Origin of the sequence: Thermoactinospora rubra, assembly GCF_002093975.1 — a bacterium.
GTDB lineage: Bacteria > Actinomycetota > Actinomycetes > Streptosporangiales > Streptosporangiaceae > Nonomuraea > Nonomuraea rubra_A.
In genome coordinates this window covers 56,809-70,210 of record NZ_KZ084324.1, presented here as the reverse complement: position 1 = coordinate 70,210, position 13,402 = coordinate 56,809, and the positions used below count along the sequence as shown (strand labels likewise).

Genomic DNA, 13,402 nt, shown 5'->3' with positions numbered 1-13,402 from the left:
GGAGCGCACCGTGAAGGCAGTAACCGACGCCACCTTCGAAGCCGAAGTCCTCAAGAGCGACAAGCCCGTGCTCGTCGACTTCTGGGCCGAGTGGTGCGGCCCGTGCCGCCAGGTCGCGCCCATCCTCGAGGAGATCGCCAGGGAGCACGGCGACAAGCTGGAGATCGTCAAGCTCAACGTCGACGAGAACCCCGAGGTCCCGCGCAACTACGGTGTGCTGCAGATCCCGACGATGAACGTGTACAAGGACGGCGAGGTGGTCAAGCAGATCATCGGCGCCAAGCCCAAGGCCATGCTGCTGCGTGAGCTGGAGGGGATCATCTAGGCGCCTTGCGGCGCGTCGCCGGCGGCCCTTCGCCCTTTCGGGGTGGAGGGCCGTTTCGGTGTGGGCCGGGCTTGGGGCGCGGGCTTGGGGCGCGGGCTTCGTGTGCGGGCTTTGTGTGCCGGGCGACGTCACATCGCCACCAACCGGCCCACCGGACCCAGGAGCCCGCCAGGAGCCGCCAGAAAGCCCTCAGACGGGCCGGAGGGCGCGCTCCGGCGTCATGGACCCCAGCAGCCTCTCCAGCGCCACCTCGACGTCCTCACGCCACGAGACGGCCGACTTCAGCTCCAGCCGCAACCGCGGGTACCGCAGGTGCGGCCGGATCGTCTTGAACCCCACCGACAGCAGGTACTCCGCCGGCACCACGCAGCTCGGCGACTCCCACTTCAGATCGCCGAAGGCCTCGATCGCCTTGACCCCGCGCCGGGTCAGATCCTTGGCCACCCCCTGCACCAGCATCCGGCCGAGCCCGCCCCCGGCGAACTCCGGGACGATGTGCGCCGTCATCAGCAGCACCGCGTCCGCGCTGACGGGCGAGGTCGGGAAGGCGACCGACCTGGGGCTGTAGAGGGGCGGGGCATACAGCACGAAACCGGCCGGAACCCCGTCCACATACGCGATTTTCCCGCAGCTCCCCCACTCCAGCAGCGTCGCAGAGATCCACGCCTCCTTCTCCAGCGCCGGATCGCCGTCCTTCACGGCGCGCTCGCCGCTGACGGGGTCGAGCTCCCAGAAGACGCACTGCCTGCACCGACGTGGCAGGTCGCCGAGATTGTCCAATGTGACGTTGGCCAGCCGACGCGACAACTACTGCCCCAATCGTTGACGTGGCGGAAAATCGCGCGAATACCGCCTCCCCAGCTGGCATCGTAGCCCAGCAATGGCGGAGGCAGCGGGATGGCGGGTCGGACGCCTGCCGTACCCTGGACTCTCGGATGTGTTTTCCACACCCAAGGAGGTGGACCGTGACAGAGGAAACGGATCACGGTCGGACGCCCGTGACCCATGGGTCGCGTATCGACGCCTTCGTGGATCGCTACGCGGCACGAGCTACCGGGATGGTCGCCTCCGAGATCCGAGCTCTCTTCGCCGTCGCGTCGAGGCCCGAGGTGGTCTCGCTCGCCGGCGGCATGCCGTACGTCACGGCCCTCCCCCTCGACATGGTCGGTGAGCTGGTCGCGGACCTGGTCACCAAACGCGGCCCGGTCGCGCTGCAGTACGGCTCGGGCCAGGGCGACCCGCATCTGCGCGAGCAGATCTGCGAGGTCATGGCACTCGAGGGGATCGAGGCGGGGCCGGACGACGTCGTCGTCACCGTCGGCTCGCAGCAGGCGCTCGACCTGATCACGCGGATCTTCATCGATCCCGGCGACGTGATCCTCGCCGAAGGGCCCTCCTACGTCGGGGCTCTCGGGACGTTCGCCGCGTATCAGGCGCGAGTGGTGCATATCGCCATGGACGATCAGGGGATCATCCCGGAGTCCCTGGCGCAGACCGTCTACGCCCTGCAGACCGCGGGGAGCCGGATCAAGTTCCTCTACACCATTCCGACCTTCCAGAACCCTGCCGGCGTCACGCTCAACACCGCGCGGCGTCAGCAGGTTCTCGACATCTGCCACCGTGCGGGGATCCTCATCGTCGAGGACAATCCGTACGGCCTGCTCGGCTTCGACGGGGAGCCCATGCGCGCGCTGCGCGCGGACAACCCGGACGGGGTCGTGTATCTCGGGTCGTTCTCCAAGACGCTGGCTCCGGGCTTCCGCGTCGGCTGGGCCCTCGCGCCGCACGCCGTGCGCGACAAGCTCGTCCTGGCCATGGAGTCGGCCGTGCTGTCCCACTCGTCGTTCACGCAGCTGGCGGTGGGCCAGTATCTGGCCACGCAGCCGTGGAAAGAGCAGATCAAGGCATTCCGGGAGCTTTACCGTGAGCGCCGCGACGCCCTGCTGGGGTCGCTCGAGGCGCTCATGCCGCCGGGCGTCACGTGGACGCGGCCCGGCGGCGGCTTCTTCGTCTGGGCGACGCTCCCCGAAGGGCTCGACTCCAAGGCGATCCTGCCGCGCGCCGTCGCCGAACGGGTCGCCTTCGTCCCCGGGACGGGCTTCTACGCCGACGGGGGCGGGGCGCGGCACATGCGGCTGTCGTACTGCTACCCGGAGCCGGAGCGCATCCGGGAGGGCGTGCGGCGGCTGGCCGGGGTGATCGAGCAGGAGATGCAGTTGCGCGACACCTTCGGCACGGGCTCCGCACCCGGCCATCCCGGGGTCGACACGCCGGGGCCGGNCGGGGGGGGGGAGCCGGTCGCGCGGGCTTCTCGTGGCTGGTTGGTGTTGTTTTCGGTCCGATGGATCGGCACGACGGCGGCCCCCTTCTGGGCTGGTTGGTCTGGGGCGGCCTTGATCTGGCACGGTTGTCTCGCGCTAGGCACGGCGCAATTCGGTGGCAGTCATGGCCGGCCACCGTTTGCCGATCCCGACGTATCGACTCCACATGTCGACCACGCCCACCGGCCACACTCGCCGGCCACACTCGCCGACCACACTCGCCGACCACGGCCCACTGATCACGCTCGCCGATCCGCCGAGGTCAGCCCACGCCCGCCGGTTCCGTGCCCGGCCGCGGCCTCACTCGGTCGCTCGTCCACAAAGCCTTGAGCGCTGATACCCCGGCGGACCCGCGCGCCGGTACGGTTGGACAGCGCGTGAGAGTGTGGAGGGCGTTGTGATGAGCGATCTTGGCCATGTGCTCGTGCTGGCCGGAGGGCTGTCGTACGAGCGTGAGGTGTCGCTGCGCTCGGGACGGCGGGTGAGCGAGGTGCTGCGGGCGGCGGGGATCGACGTGGAGACCCGCGACACCGACGCCTCGCTCGTGCCCACGGTGCTCGCCGACCCGCCGGACGCCGTCTTCGTCACCCTGCATGGCGGCGCCGGCGAGGACGGCGCGATCCGGTCCATCCTGGAGCTGCTCAACGTCCCCTACGTCGGCGCGGGACCGGACGCCTGCCGCGTGGCCTTCGACAAGCCCACCGCCAAGGCCGTCGTCCGCTCGGTGGGGCTGCGCACGCCCGACTCGGTGACGCTCCCCAAGGAGACCTTCCACGACCTCGGCGCGTCCGCTGTCCTCGCGCGCATCGTGGAGAACCTGGGGCTTCCCCTCTTCGTCAAGCCGGCTCGGGGCGGGTCGGCGCTCGGAGCCTCGGCCGTGCGGACGGCGGAGGACCTGCCGGCGGCGATGGTCGGCTGCTTCGCGTACGGCGACACGGCGCTGATCGAACGGTATGTCGAGGGTGTCGAGGTGGCCGTGTCCGTCGTGGACCGCGGCGACGGGCCGGTCGCGCTGCCGCCCGTCGAGATCGTGCCGGACGAGGGCGTCTACGACTACGCGGCCCGCTACACGGCGGGCCACACGGAGTTCTTCGCTCCGGCGCGCCTGTCGGCGGAGGCGGCGGAGGCGTGCGCCGCGATGGCGGTCACCGCGCACACCGCCCTGGGCCTGCGCGACCTCTCGCGCACGGACCTCATCGTCGACTCGTCAGGCCAGCCGCACTTCCTCGAGGTCAACGTGGCTCCGGGCATGACGGAGACGTCGCTGCTGCCGATGGCCGTGGAGGCCGCGGGCGAGGACCTGGGAACGCTGTGCCGTGACCTTCTGATGATCGCCGCCCGCCGCAAGCCTCAGACGTAGCGCCCCTCCCCGCTTCGCCTGCCTACCGCTCCCCCTCCCGGCTTCACATCGCCGCCTTCACACCGTGCCTGTCAAGCGATGCCGAGGGAGCGCCTTCCACACGAGCGCGAACACTCAAAGACCTCTCGCAAAGACCCCTTCATCGCTGGATCGACAACTTCGCCGACGCCCACTGGCTTCCGTCCGTCACGGCGCCGAAGGAAGTCCCACAGAACCCGCAGGCGTAGCCTGACCGTGTGCTGATCAATTCGACGTTTCCCAAGAGCTTTGCCAGCGACAACCACGCGGGCGTCCACCCCGCCATCCTTGAAGCCATCGCAGCCGCCAACACCGGCGATGCTCCGGCTTATGGCGGAGACGACTGGACCGCCGTCTTCGAAGACCGCATAAGAGCGGAGTTCGGCCCCTCGGCCGAGGGGTTCGCGGTCTTCAACGGCGCGGGCGCCAACATGGTCGGCCTGGCCTTGATGCTCGGCCGGTACGACGCCGTCATCTGCCCCTCCTCCGCGCACATCGCCACGCATGAAGCCGGAGCGGCCGAGCGCCTTCTCGGCGTGAAGCTCATCACCGTGCCGACGCCCGACGGCAAACTCCGGCCGGACGACATCACCAGCCGTCTCGGCGGCATCGGCAATCCGCACGAGGTCCAGCCGCGGGTGGTGTCCATCTCCCAGGTGACGGAGCTCGGAACGGTCTACACGCCTGACGAGATCTCCGTCTTGGCCCGGACAGCGCACGAGGAAGGACTCTTCCTCCACGTCGACGGTGCTCGCCTGGCCAACGCGGCAGCGTTCCTCGATTGCGAGTTGCGAGACATCACCACTGACGCCGGCGTGGACGTGTTCAGCTTCGGAGGAACGAAGAACGGCGCCCTCGCAGCCGAGGCCGTCGTCGTTCTCACGCCGTCGCTGACGGCAGGCGTGCCCTTCCTCCGCCGCCAGTCACTCCAGCTGGCCTCCAAGATGCGCTTCATCTCCGCACAGCTCTCCACGTTGCTCATGGACGGGCTCTGGCGGGAGAACGCACGCCACGCGAACGCCATGGCGCGCCGCCTCGCCGACGGCCTGACCGGCCTCCCCGGCATCACGATCGAGTACCCGGTGGAGTCGAACGCCGTCTTCGCCCGAGTCCCCACCGACGCGGCGACCGAGCTCCTGAAGCGTTACCGCTTCCACTACTGGGACGAGAAGGCCGGACTGGTCCGGTGGATGACGGCTTTCGACACGACCGAGGAGCATGTGGACGAGTTCCTCGACGACATCCGGAAGGCCGTGGGGTCATGAACGGGCTCTGTTTCACGTGAAACAGCGAAGACGGGGCTGATGGCGAGTGGCGAGGCTGCGTTCGTACCGCTGGGCCGCCCTACCTCGGCGGGAAGATTCCTCACGAGCCTTCCATGAGGCCTTCGAGGGAAGGTTCCGCGCATCACCGCCGTGCCGTCTCGAGCGAGTCAGAGGACGCAAGCCTGTCTTGGCTTGGTGCCATGCTTCTCCTGATGGAGTGCGGCCTGCGTGGGGAGCCGCATGGAAGGGTGGACGCGGACATGACTCCTGCCGAGTGTGCCGATGTGACGCTTGCAACGCGGATGCATGTGGCGTGCGGTACGGCTCGGCGGTCCCGCATCAGTGATGCGATTCCGGCCTAGGTGTGCTGTCTGGCCGAGGTGTGCTGTCCGGCCGGGGTGGGCTGGAAACGCACGAGAAGCCCGCGTTGCCGTACCGCATTGACCGAGGCCAGGGTCTGTCCGGGTGGCGTGCCGAGAGCGGAGTGTTTCACGTGAAACATGAAGCAGCGCCAGATGGCTGGGCAGGCACATCAGCTGTCACTGGCGAACGGCACTGCCCGGCTCGGCCGCCGCGGCCCAAGCCGGAGTACGGCTCGCGAAGACAAACGAAGACGAGAGGGGACACGCCAGCCGGTGCCCCATCAGAAGCGTGAGCCCACGCCAAACGAGAACCTTGCCTCCCGTCCCGGGCGCCTATGGCCGCGTCGCGAACACACGGAGCTCACGGACGGAACAACGGGAACGAGAAGCTGTGATCGTGGACGCGGACTGCACGGCGTTTCACGTGAAACAGTGCGCCGACCCGACTTGCCCGCTACAGCTCGGACTCGCGCATCGCCCGCACCGCGTCGGGAGCCATCGTCCCGATGATGCGCTCCAGGTCGTCGATAGTCGCGAACTCCACGACGATGCGGCCCTTACGAGTCCCCAGGTCGACCTTCACCTTGGTCTCGAAGTAGTCCGAGAGGCGGTCGGCCAGGCTGGCGAGGCCAGGAGCTGTGGGCCGGTTGTTCGCGCGCTTCCGTGTGGAGGACTTCTTGGCCGCCTTGGAACTGCCCATGGCGACGATCTCCTCCACGGCCCGCACCGACAGCAGTTCGGCGACGATTCGCTTGGCCAGCAGTACCTGCTGCTCCGGATCATCGAGGCCCAGGAGCGCACGGGCGTGGCCCGCGCTGATCGTCCCCGCGGCCAGGCGGAGCTGGACCTCCGGCGGGAGGTTGAGCAGGCGCAGCGTGTTGGTGATGTGGGAGCGGGAACGGCCCACCTTCTGGGCGAGCTGCTCGTGGGTCGCATTGAAGTCGTCGAGCAACTGCTGGTAGGCCGCCGCCTCTTCGAGCGGGTTGAGCTGCTCGCGCTGCAGGTTCTCGATGAGCGCGTCGCGCAGCAGGTCGGTGTCCTGCGTGTTCCTGACGATGGCGGGGATCTGCTCCAGTCCCGCGAGCTTGCTCGCGCGCCAGCGGCGCTCCCCCATGATGAGCTCGTACTGTCCGCCGCCCACCGACCGGACGACGACCGGCTGCAGGAGGCCGACCTCGCGGATGGAGGCGGCGAGCTCCTGGAGACGTTCCTCGTCGAACACCTCGCGGGGCTGGCGTGGGTTCGGGCTGATGGCTGTGAGGGGGATCTCCTTGAAGTACGCCCCCGCGATCGGCTTCGGCCCCAGCGCCCCGGCGGTTTCGCCCGATGCGGCCAACGCTCCGGCGCCGTCGACGACCGGCCCGGTCGGGATGAGCGCCCCGAGTCCCTTGCCCAACCCCCGCCGTTGCTGACTCATGCGTCTCCTCATCACCCGGCCGACTCCGGTTAGGGAGTGGTGTCTTTCCGCGTGATCCGCCTCGCTTGGCCTGACCACACCAGGAGAGGTTACCGTCGCGCACGCAACGGAGTGCCCGCTAGCCACACACGGTTCTCCTGATTTCGCCGACTGTGCCGTGCTGAGCGCTTCTGTGCGAGGTTGGACACGCCGTGATCCCCGCTCAGCTCCCGTCTTCGGCTGTTTCACGTGAAACAAGGCCTGGTTATGACCCCACGGCCTACCGGAGGCTGTCATGGATCATCCCTGGCGTTGTGTCTGCTGTGCTGACACAGTGGCCCCGACTCCCCGCGATCTCCCGCGACTTTCCACCTCGCCCTATGGCTTACTGCGTCCACCTGCGGCTTCCCATGCACTCGCCACCTCTCCCCCAGCACTGGTCTTTTCATGGGCGAGTGCCACGTGCTGCGACCGTGAGAGAAGGGGCGGGAGAAGGAAGGTGTGGATGGCCGTCGTAGGCGAAGCGCCCCTCATGGAGACGGCGACGCCACTGGGTCGGGCGTGGCACCCGTCGGCTACAGCGGCCATGCGATCACATGCCGTGCCAGGGTGTCGCCGTCCCGGGTGGCGTCGTCCTCAGTGTCGGCGTGCCGAGGTCTCGATGTGCCGAGGTCTCGATGTGCGTGGAATGGTGATGCGCGCAGCGGCCAGCGCGTCGAGGTGCCGGGCTGACAGTGGCCACGACAGACAGCGGGCCAGCACACCACAGTACGAGTGTGGCGTCAGTGCGCCGACATACGTGCAGGGGCCACGCGCTCAAGAGCCGACACATCAGCACGCCCAGCGAGCTGGTGAGTTCGAGCCAGCGAACCTGCACACCAGTGAGCTGCGGTGAAAGCGTGTGATCGGATGACCAGAGGTTGTGCGCAGTCGAAAGCGTTGGAGGAGGTTACAGGGATGTGAGCACGGCACGACAGGGCTGCTGGAGCGGGCTTGCTACAGCCTGAGCGTGCTGCGGAATCCCGCGAAGAACGAGCCGACCCAAGCGCCTCCACACGAGGCAATGCCGCCGGCGCCCTCAGGCGCCCGCGCTCTCGTCAACCGGCGACGAACCCGTGCCCGCCACCCGAGCTACCACAGGCGGACCCAGCCAGGGCACACCACGACAGGCGCCCACGACAAACATCCACGTCAGTGCGCCCAAGCCCACGGCAGCGCACCTCCATCAGCCGGCAATCTCGCGGCACCGACACACCCCATGGCCGACACACCCCGCAGCGCCGACACCCTGACAAGGTACGGCGAGTGCCGAAACGTCAGACGGCTGCGCCCCGGTAGGCGATCTCGCGTGCGGCCTCCATGTACGCCGTCGCCCCGCTCGAACCCGGATCGTACGTCATCACCGACTGTCCATAGCTCGGCGCCTCGGACACGCGCACGCTCCGCGGGATGACAGTGTCCAGCACCGTGTTCCCGAAGTGAGTCCGCACCTCCTCGGCCACCTGCGACGCCAGCCGAGTACGCCCGTCGTACATCGTCAGCAGGATCGTCGACACCCGCAACGACGAGTTGAGGTGCGCCTTGATGAGGTCGATGTTGTGCAGCAGCTGCGTCAGACCCTCCAGCGCGTAGTACTCGCACTGGATGGGGATGAGCACCTCTTCGGCGGCGACCAGCGAGTTGACGGTCAGCAGCCCCAGCGACGGCGGGCAGTCGATGAAGATGTAGTCGAACTCCGCGTCGAAGGCCGAGAGCGCACGGCGCAGGCGGGCCTCTCGCGCCACCATCGAGACCAGCTCGATCTCGGCGCCGGCCAGGTTGAGCGTCGCCGGGGCGCAGTACAACCCCGGCATGTCCGGCACCTCGCGGACGATCTCGGCAAGCGGCAAGTCGTCAATGAGGACCTGGTAGACGTCCGGGATGTCCCCGCGGTGCTCCGTGGCCAAGGCGGTGGAGGCGTTGCCCTGAGGATCGAGGTCGATCACCAAAACCCGCTCGCCATGCATGGACAGAGCAGCGGCAAGGTTCACCGATGTGGTGGTCTTTCCCACTCCACCCTTCTGGTTCGCCACCGCGATCACCCGGCGTTTGGGCGGACGTGGCCACATCTCGTCGCTGCCGGAAGGCGTGCTCCCTGCCAACGGTGCCGTCTGCGTCGCGGATGTTTCACGTGAAACCACTGAGCTGAGCGCCTCTCGTACCAACGGCGAATCACCGGGATTAAGGGGGGACTGGGTCACGATTGCCATCCTTTCAACAGGAGGCGGGGTCGTGCCGGGAAATCCGTTCCGCGACACGCCCAATTCCGGCCAACCTAGACCGGTCCGGCTTGGGGGCGCGGGACGGTCCGGCCAGCCGAGGCCTCGGGACGCCTCCGGCACAACCGTCACCTCCTTCGCCGGCGTCGGCCGCCGCCACGCTCCGGCCGACGGCCCGCCACCACCCGCACCAACGTGGCGGGCGGCTCGACCTTACCGTGCCCAACCGAGACCAGCTCGGCCGATCCGGCACCGGTGGCCTTCAAATCGGCCTCAGCCTCGGCGAGCTCCTCCGCCGCCCGCTCCCCCTTCATGGCGACGAGCTCCCCGCCTTCGTGAAGAAGGGGCATCGACCACCTCAGCAGCCGCCCAAGGGGAGCCACCGCCCGCGCGGTGGCGACGTCGAAGTCACGCTTCCCGGCGATCTCCTCGGCCCGGCCGCGGAGCACCTCGACGTTCGACAGGCCCAGCGCCGCGACACACTCTTCGAGGAAGACGGTACGGCGCAGCAGCGGCTCGAGCAGCGTGACGGTGATGTCGGGCCGTACGATCGCCAGGACCAGCCCCGGCAGTCCCGCACCCGAGCCGATGTCCACCACATGCGCCTTGTCGGGGATGACCTCCCCCACGACGGCGCAGTTGAGCAGGTGCCGATCCCAGATCCGGGACACCTCCCGCGGTCCCAGGAGGCCGCGGACCACGCCAGGACCGGCGAGCAGCTGCGCGTACGCCTCGGCTCGCTCCCAGGCCTCGCCGGTGAAGACCTCTCTCGCGATCGCCGGCGGCGCGGGCAGTTCGTCGCTCACTGATGGTCGGCCCTTCTGATGCGGATCGTCGTCCCAAGACTAGGGGGTCACGGAGGGTGCGCCTTCTCGGGAGCGCCCCGTTGTGGATAACCGGGTGACGGCCGGCTCGGCTTTCCATAGTGGCGGCGTGACCGTAGTGGCGGCGACCGTAGTAGCGGCGTGACCGCTGCTGATTGATCTCGTCCCGGGCGGCGCGCCACCCGAATGGCCGACCGCGGGGTCCGCCGCCGACCCGGCATGCCAGCGGGGCCAGGCCGCGCCCTCTCAGCCGCATTGTCTCGGCCGCACCGCCTTCAGCCACGCCGTCTCGGCAGCACCCTCTGGTGGCTGGACCATCCCATGAATGCCGACATTCCAGCGTGGCGCCCGGTCCAGAACCCGCGCACGCCACCCATGCACTCGCCCGCTGCCGGTGTGGGTTGCCCGCCGCACCAAATGCCCGCCGCACCAAATGCCCACCGCACCAAATGCCCGCCGTACCAAATGCCCGCCGAGGTGTCAGGCGCGCCGCCGAGCGAGCGCCCATGCATGCCGTACCGCACCCATCAACCGAAGGGAGTCGCGCAAGGGAACCGCAAGCCGTACCGCGTGCACGCGGGACCGGCCCGCCTGCCGTACAAAACGGAGTAAAACACACAAAAGGGAACCGCTGCCCTCTCCGTGCAGAGGACAGCGGTTCGCAGGGTGAGCGGGAGAAGCGTCAGGCCGGGAGGACGACGACGTAGCGGTTCGGCTCCTCGCCCTCCGACTCGCTGCGCAGGCCCGCGGCCGCGACGGCGTCGTGGACGATCTTGCGCTCGAACGGCGTCATCGGGTGCAGCGACTTGGGCTGGCCGTTCTTCTTCACCTGGGCGGCGATGTCGGTGCCGAGCTTGCTCAGCTCGGCGCGGCGGCGCTCGCGGTACCCGGCGATGTCGAGCATGAGGCGCGAGCGCTCGCCGGTCTGGCGGTGGACGGCGAGGCGGGTGAGCTCCTGCAGCGCCTCCAGCACCTCTCCCCCGGGTCCGACGAGCTCGTTGCCCTTGACACCCACGATGGAGACCAGCGCGCGGTCGCCTTCGACGTCCATGTCGATGTCGCCGTCGATGTCGGCGATGTCGAGCAGGCCCTCGACGTAGTCGGCGGCGATCTCTCCCTCCTGCTCGAGGGCTGCGACGTCGGGCACGGGCTTGGCCGCGCCCTGCTCGGCCTCGGTCATTCAGGCCTCCCCTTCGTGATGTACGGCGAGTCTAGGACTTCTTGCTGCCCGTGCGCTTGCTGCGGGGCTGCCGGGTGGGCTGGTTCCTGACGACCTTGGGCTCGGGCTTGGCCGGGGGCGGCTCCTCGGCCGGCGCGGGCTCGGACTTGCGCAGCTTGGCCAGCAGGCCGGGCTTCGGCTCGACGGGGATGAGGCGGCCGCGCTCGTCGAACTTGGGCATCGGGTGGCGGCTGTAGTACCAGTGCTGCTGGCCGAGCGTCCACAGGTTGGTGGTCACCCAGTACAGGATCAGGCCCAGCGGGAAGTTCAGGCTGAAGAAGGCGAACAGCGGCGAGATGTACATCAGGATCTTCTGCTGCTGCGCCATGGGGTTGTCGGGCATCTGCTCGATCGAGCGCGTGACGCTCTGCCTGACCGTGAGGAACGTGGTCAGGGAGCTCGTGGCCACGAAGAAGCCGATAATGATCTTGCTGGTGACGCTCTGCGTGGAGAAGAAGTGGTCGGAGATGCCCGCCGAGAAGATGTGGGCCTCTCGCGCGCTGGCGACGACGTCGGCCGGCATGCCGAAGACGCTCACGCGCTTGGGGTCCGCGATCGCGTTCAGCACGGTGAACATCGAGATGAAGATCGGGAACTGGGCCAGGATCGGCAGGCAGCCACCCAGCGGGTTGGCGCCCGCGCCCTGGTACAGCGCCATGACCTCCTGGTTCAGGCGCTGCTTGTCGTCCTTGTACCGCTTGCGCAGCTCCTGGACCTTGGGAGCCAGCTCCTGCATCTTCTTCGACGAGCGCATCTGCTTGAGGAAGAGCGGGAAGATGAGGATGCGCATCAGCACGGTGAGCGTGACGATGGTCAACACCCAGTTGAGACCGCTTGAGGGGGTGATGAAGGTGCTGTAAGCCTGGTGAATCCAGGTGATGACTTGGGCGATGGCTGTGTACAGCCAGTTCAGCCAGCTGAACTCCACCGAGCTAGCTCCCTTGCGCTTCGTGGGATCGTGGGGGCACGGGGTCGACCCCACCGGGATGGAACGGGTGACAACGCCCGATGCGTCGGACGGTCAGCCAGATGCCGCGGAGGGCACCGTGGACTGCGATCGCCTCCAGGCCGTAGGCGCTACAAGAAGGATAGAAACGGCAGCGCGGACCCAGCATCGGGCTGATGAAAGCCCGGTAGAACCGGATCGGGGCCATGAGGATCCGGGCGGCCAGGCTCGGTTCCGCAAGCTGCTCCATCATCTCTGTCCATCCGTCGAGCGCCGTTTGAGCACTCGGTCCAGCGCGAGGTCGAGTTCGGCGGCCAGGAGCTCGTGTCGCGCGGACGCGGCCGGCGGGTTGGCGCGTATGACAAGCAGGCTACCTCGTGGCAGCCGGTCCAGACGCTCCCGCATCAGGTGTCGGAGGCGGCGCTTGACCTTGTTGCGGGCGACGGCGCCGCCGACGGCGCGGCTGACGACGAACCCGACTTTCGGTGCCTCGTCCGTTGTCCCGGAGGCCGTGCTCGCGGCGGCTCCCCCGGCGCTCTGGGTTCCCCCGGCGCTCTGGGTGACGTCCGCCAGGTGCACGACCAGGGTCGGGCGGCCGGCGCGGACACCGCGCCTCACCGCGGCGGTGAAGTCCGCTCCGCGGCGCATCCGGAACTCTCGCGGCAGCACGGCAGACACCTATCGCCCGCCGGCACGGAGCGCCGGCGGGCGATCACGTCGAGCCTCGTGGGTCAGGCCGACAGCTTCTCGCGACCCTTGCGGCGGCGAGCGGCGATGATGGCTCGACCGGCCCGGGTGCGCATACGCAGCCGGAAGCCGTGGGTCTTCGCGCGGCGACGGTTGTTCGGCTGGAAAGTACGCTTGCTCACGGGTGGGCTCCAGGCTAAAAAATGCGGCCTCGCCTCTGGCGGGGACGCTTGACACACACGGTCCGCCGGCTGCCAGGGCGAGGGCATGCGAAAGTGCCGCCGCACGACAAGCCGACCGTCGTACGTTACGGGGCCACCGCCTCCCAGGTCAAACCGGGAGCGGTTATCCACTGATCCACAGGCCGGTTATCCACCGGTGCTGCGAGGTCCCGGATTTGTGCACTCAGGTACCACTAGGC

12 protein-coding genes and 1 pseudogene are annotated in these 13,402 nt (G+C 68.5%); 4 read left to right on the top strand and 9 right to left on the bottom strand.

Features of this window, described 5'->3' with window-relative positions; translation table 11 throughout:
- Positions 1–10: 10 nt before the first annotated feature.
- On the top strand, positions 11–325 hold the full coding sequence (gene trxA / locus BSB02_RS00325) for a thioredoxin (protein ID WP_084955360.1): 315 nt from the start codon (positions 11–13) through the stop codon (positions 323–325).
- A gap of 189 nt (positions 326–514) precedes the next feature.
- Here trxA and BSB02_RS00320 read toward each other — a convergent pair whose 3' ends face one another.
- Positions 515–1,132, bottom strand: a complete 618-nt coding sequence (locus BSB02_RS00320) for a GNAT family N-acetyltransferase (protein ID WP_084955358.1) — start codon at positions 1,130–1,132, stop codon at positions 515–517.
- 251 nt (positions 1,133–1,383) lie between these two features.
- Between BSB02_RS00320 and BSB02_RS00315 the strand changes: the two are divergent.
- The 3 genes and pseudogenes from BSB02_RS00315 to BSB02_RS00305 all read left to right on the top strand — a co-directional run.
- A pseudogene (locus BSB02_RS00315) lies at positions 1,384–2,605 on the top strand (aminotransferase-like domain-containing protein); the annotation flags it as partial.
- A gap of 441 nt (positions 2,606–3,046) precedes the next feature.
- Positions 3,047–4,006 (top strand): D-alanine--D-alanine ligase family protein, encoded by a 960-nt coding sequence (locus BSB02_RS00310; RefSeq protein ID WP_084955356.1) that lies wholly within the window; start codon positions 3,047–3,049, stop codon positions 4,004–4,006.
- A 236-nt stretch (positions 4,007–4,242) separates the two neighbouring features.
- Positions 4,243–5,289, top strand: coding sequence for a threonine aldolase family protein (locus BSB02_RS00305; RefSeq protein WP_084955354.1), 1,047 nt, complete (start codon positions 4,243–4,245; stop codon positions 5,287–5,289).
- An 816-nt stretch (positions 5,290–6,105) separates the two neighbouring features.
- On the opposite strand, the gene BSB02_RS00300 is transcribed toward BSB02_RS00305, so the two are convergent.
- The 8 genes from BSB02_RS00300 to rpmH all read right to left on the bottom strand — a co-directional run bounded on the left by BSB02_RS00300 (position 6,106) and on the right by rpmH (position 13,163).
- On the bottom strand, positions 6,106–7,068 hold the full coding sequence (locus BSB02_RS00300; RefSeq protein WP_084955352.1) for a ParB/RepB/Spo0J family partition protein: 963 nt from the start codon (positions 7,066–7,068) through the stop codon (positions 6,106–6,108).
- Between the two features lie 1,295 nt (positions 7,069–8,363).
- Positions 8,364–9,155 (bottom strand): ParA family protein, encoded by a 792-nt coding sequence (locus BSB02_RS00295; protein WP_169729339.1) that lies wholly within the window; start codon positions 9,153–9,155, stop codon positions 8,364–8,366.
- 278 nt (positions 9,156–9,433) lie between these two features.
- Positions 9,434–10,111, bottom strand: coding sequence for a 16S rRNA (guanine(527)-N(7))-methyltransferase RsmG (gene rsmG, locus BSB02_RS00290; RefSeq protein WP_084955348.1), 678 nt, complete (start codon positions 10,109–10,111; stop codon positions 9,434–9,436).
- Between the two features lie 700 nt (positions 10,112–10,811).
- Positions 10,812–11,309, bottom strand: coding sequence for a Jag family protein (locus BSB02_RS00285; protein WP_084955346.1), 498 nt, complete (start codon positions 11,307–11,309; stop codon positions 10,812–10,814).
- A 31-nt stretch (positions 11,310–11,340) separates the two neighbouring features.
- Positions 11,341–12,276 (bottom strand): membrane protein insertase YidC, encoded by a 936-nt coding sequence (gene yidC, locus BSB02_RS00280; RefSeq protein WP_084955344.1) that lies wholly within the window; start codon positions 12,274–12,276, stop codon positions 11,341–11,343.
- 4 nt (positions 12,277–12,280) lie between these two features.
- Positions 12,281–12,544, bottom strand: coding sequence for a membrane protein insertion efficiency factor YidD (yidD, locus tag BSB02_RS00275; RefSeq protein WP_338064316.1), 264 nt, complete (start codon positions 12,542–12,544; stop codon positions 12,281–12,283).
- The gene (gene rnpA / locus BSB02_RS00270; RefSeq protein WP_084955340.1) at positions 12,544–12,963 is read right to left on the bottom strand and encodes a ribonuclease P protein component; all 420 of its coding nucleotides are present in this window, start codon (positions 12,961–12,963) and stop codon (positions 12,544–12,546) included. Before rnpA ends, yidD begins: the two co-directional genes overlap by 1 nt.
- A gap of 62 nt (positions 12,964–13,025) precedes the next feature.
- On the bottom strand, positions 13,026–13,163 hold the full coding sequence (rpmH, locus tag BSB02_RS00265; protein WP_084955338.1) for a 50S ribosomal protein L34: 138 nt from the start codon (positions 13,161–13,163) through the stop codon (positions 13,026–13,028).
- Between the last annotated feature and the right edge of the window lie 239 nt (positions 13,164–13,402).

Bases quoted from the DNA above. Each gene is read 5' to 3' on its own strand.
- BSB02_RS00310 (WP_084955356.1), top strand. From the start codon at position 3,047: ATGAGCGATCTTGGCCATGTGCTCGTGCTGGCCGGAGGGCTGTCGTAC.
- BSB02_RS00300 (WP_084955352.1), bottom strand. From the start codon at position 7,068: ATGAGTCAGCAACGGCGGGGGTTGGGCAAGGGACTCGGGGCGCTCATC.
- BSB02_RS00295 (WP_169729339.1), bottom strand. From the start codon at position 9,155: ATGTGGCCACGTCCGCCCAAACGCCGGGTGATCGCGGTGGCGAACCAG.
- BSB02_RS00285 (WP_084955346.1), bottom strand. From the start codon at position 11,309: ATGACCGAGGCCGAGCAGGGCGCGGCCAAGCCCGTGCCCGACGTCGCA.
- yidD (WP_338064316.1), bottom strand. From the start codon at position 12,544: ATGGAGCAGCTTGCGGAACCGAGCCTGGCCGCCCGGATCCTCATGGCC.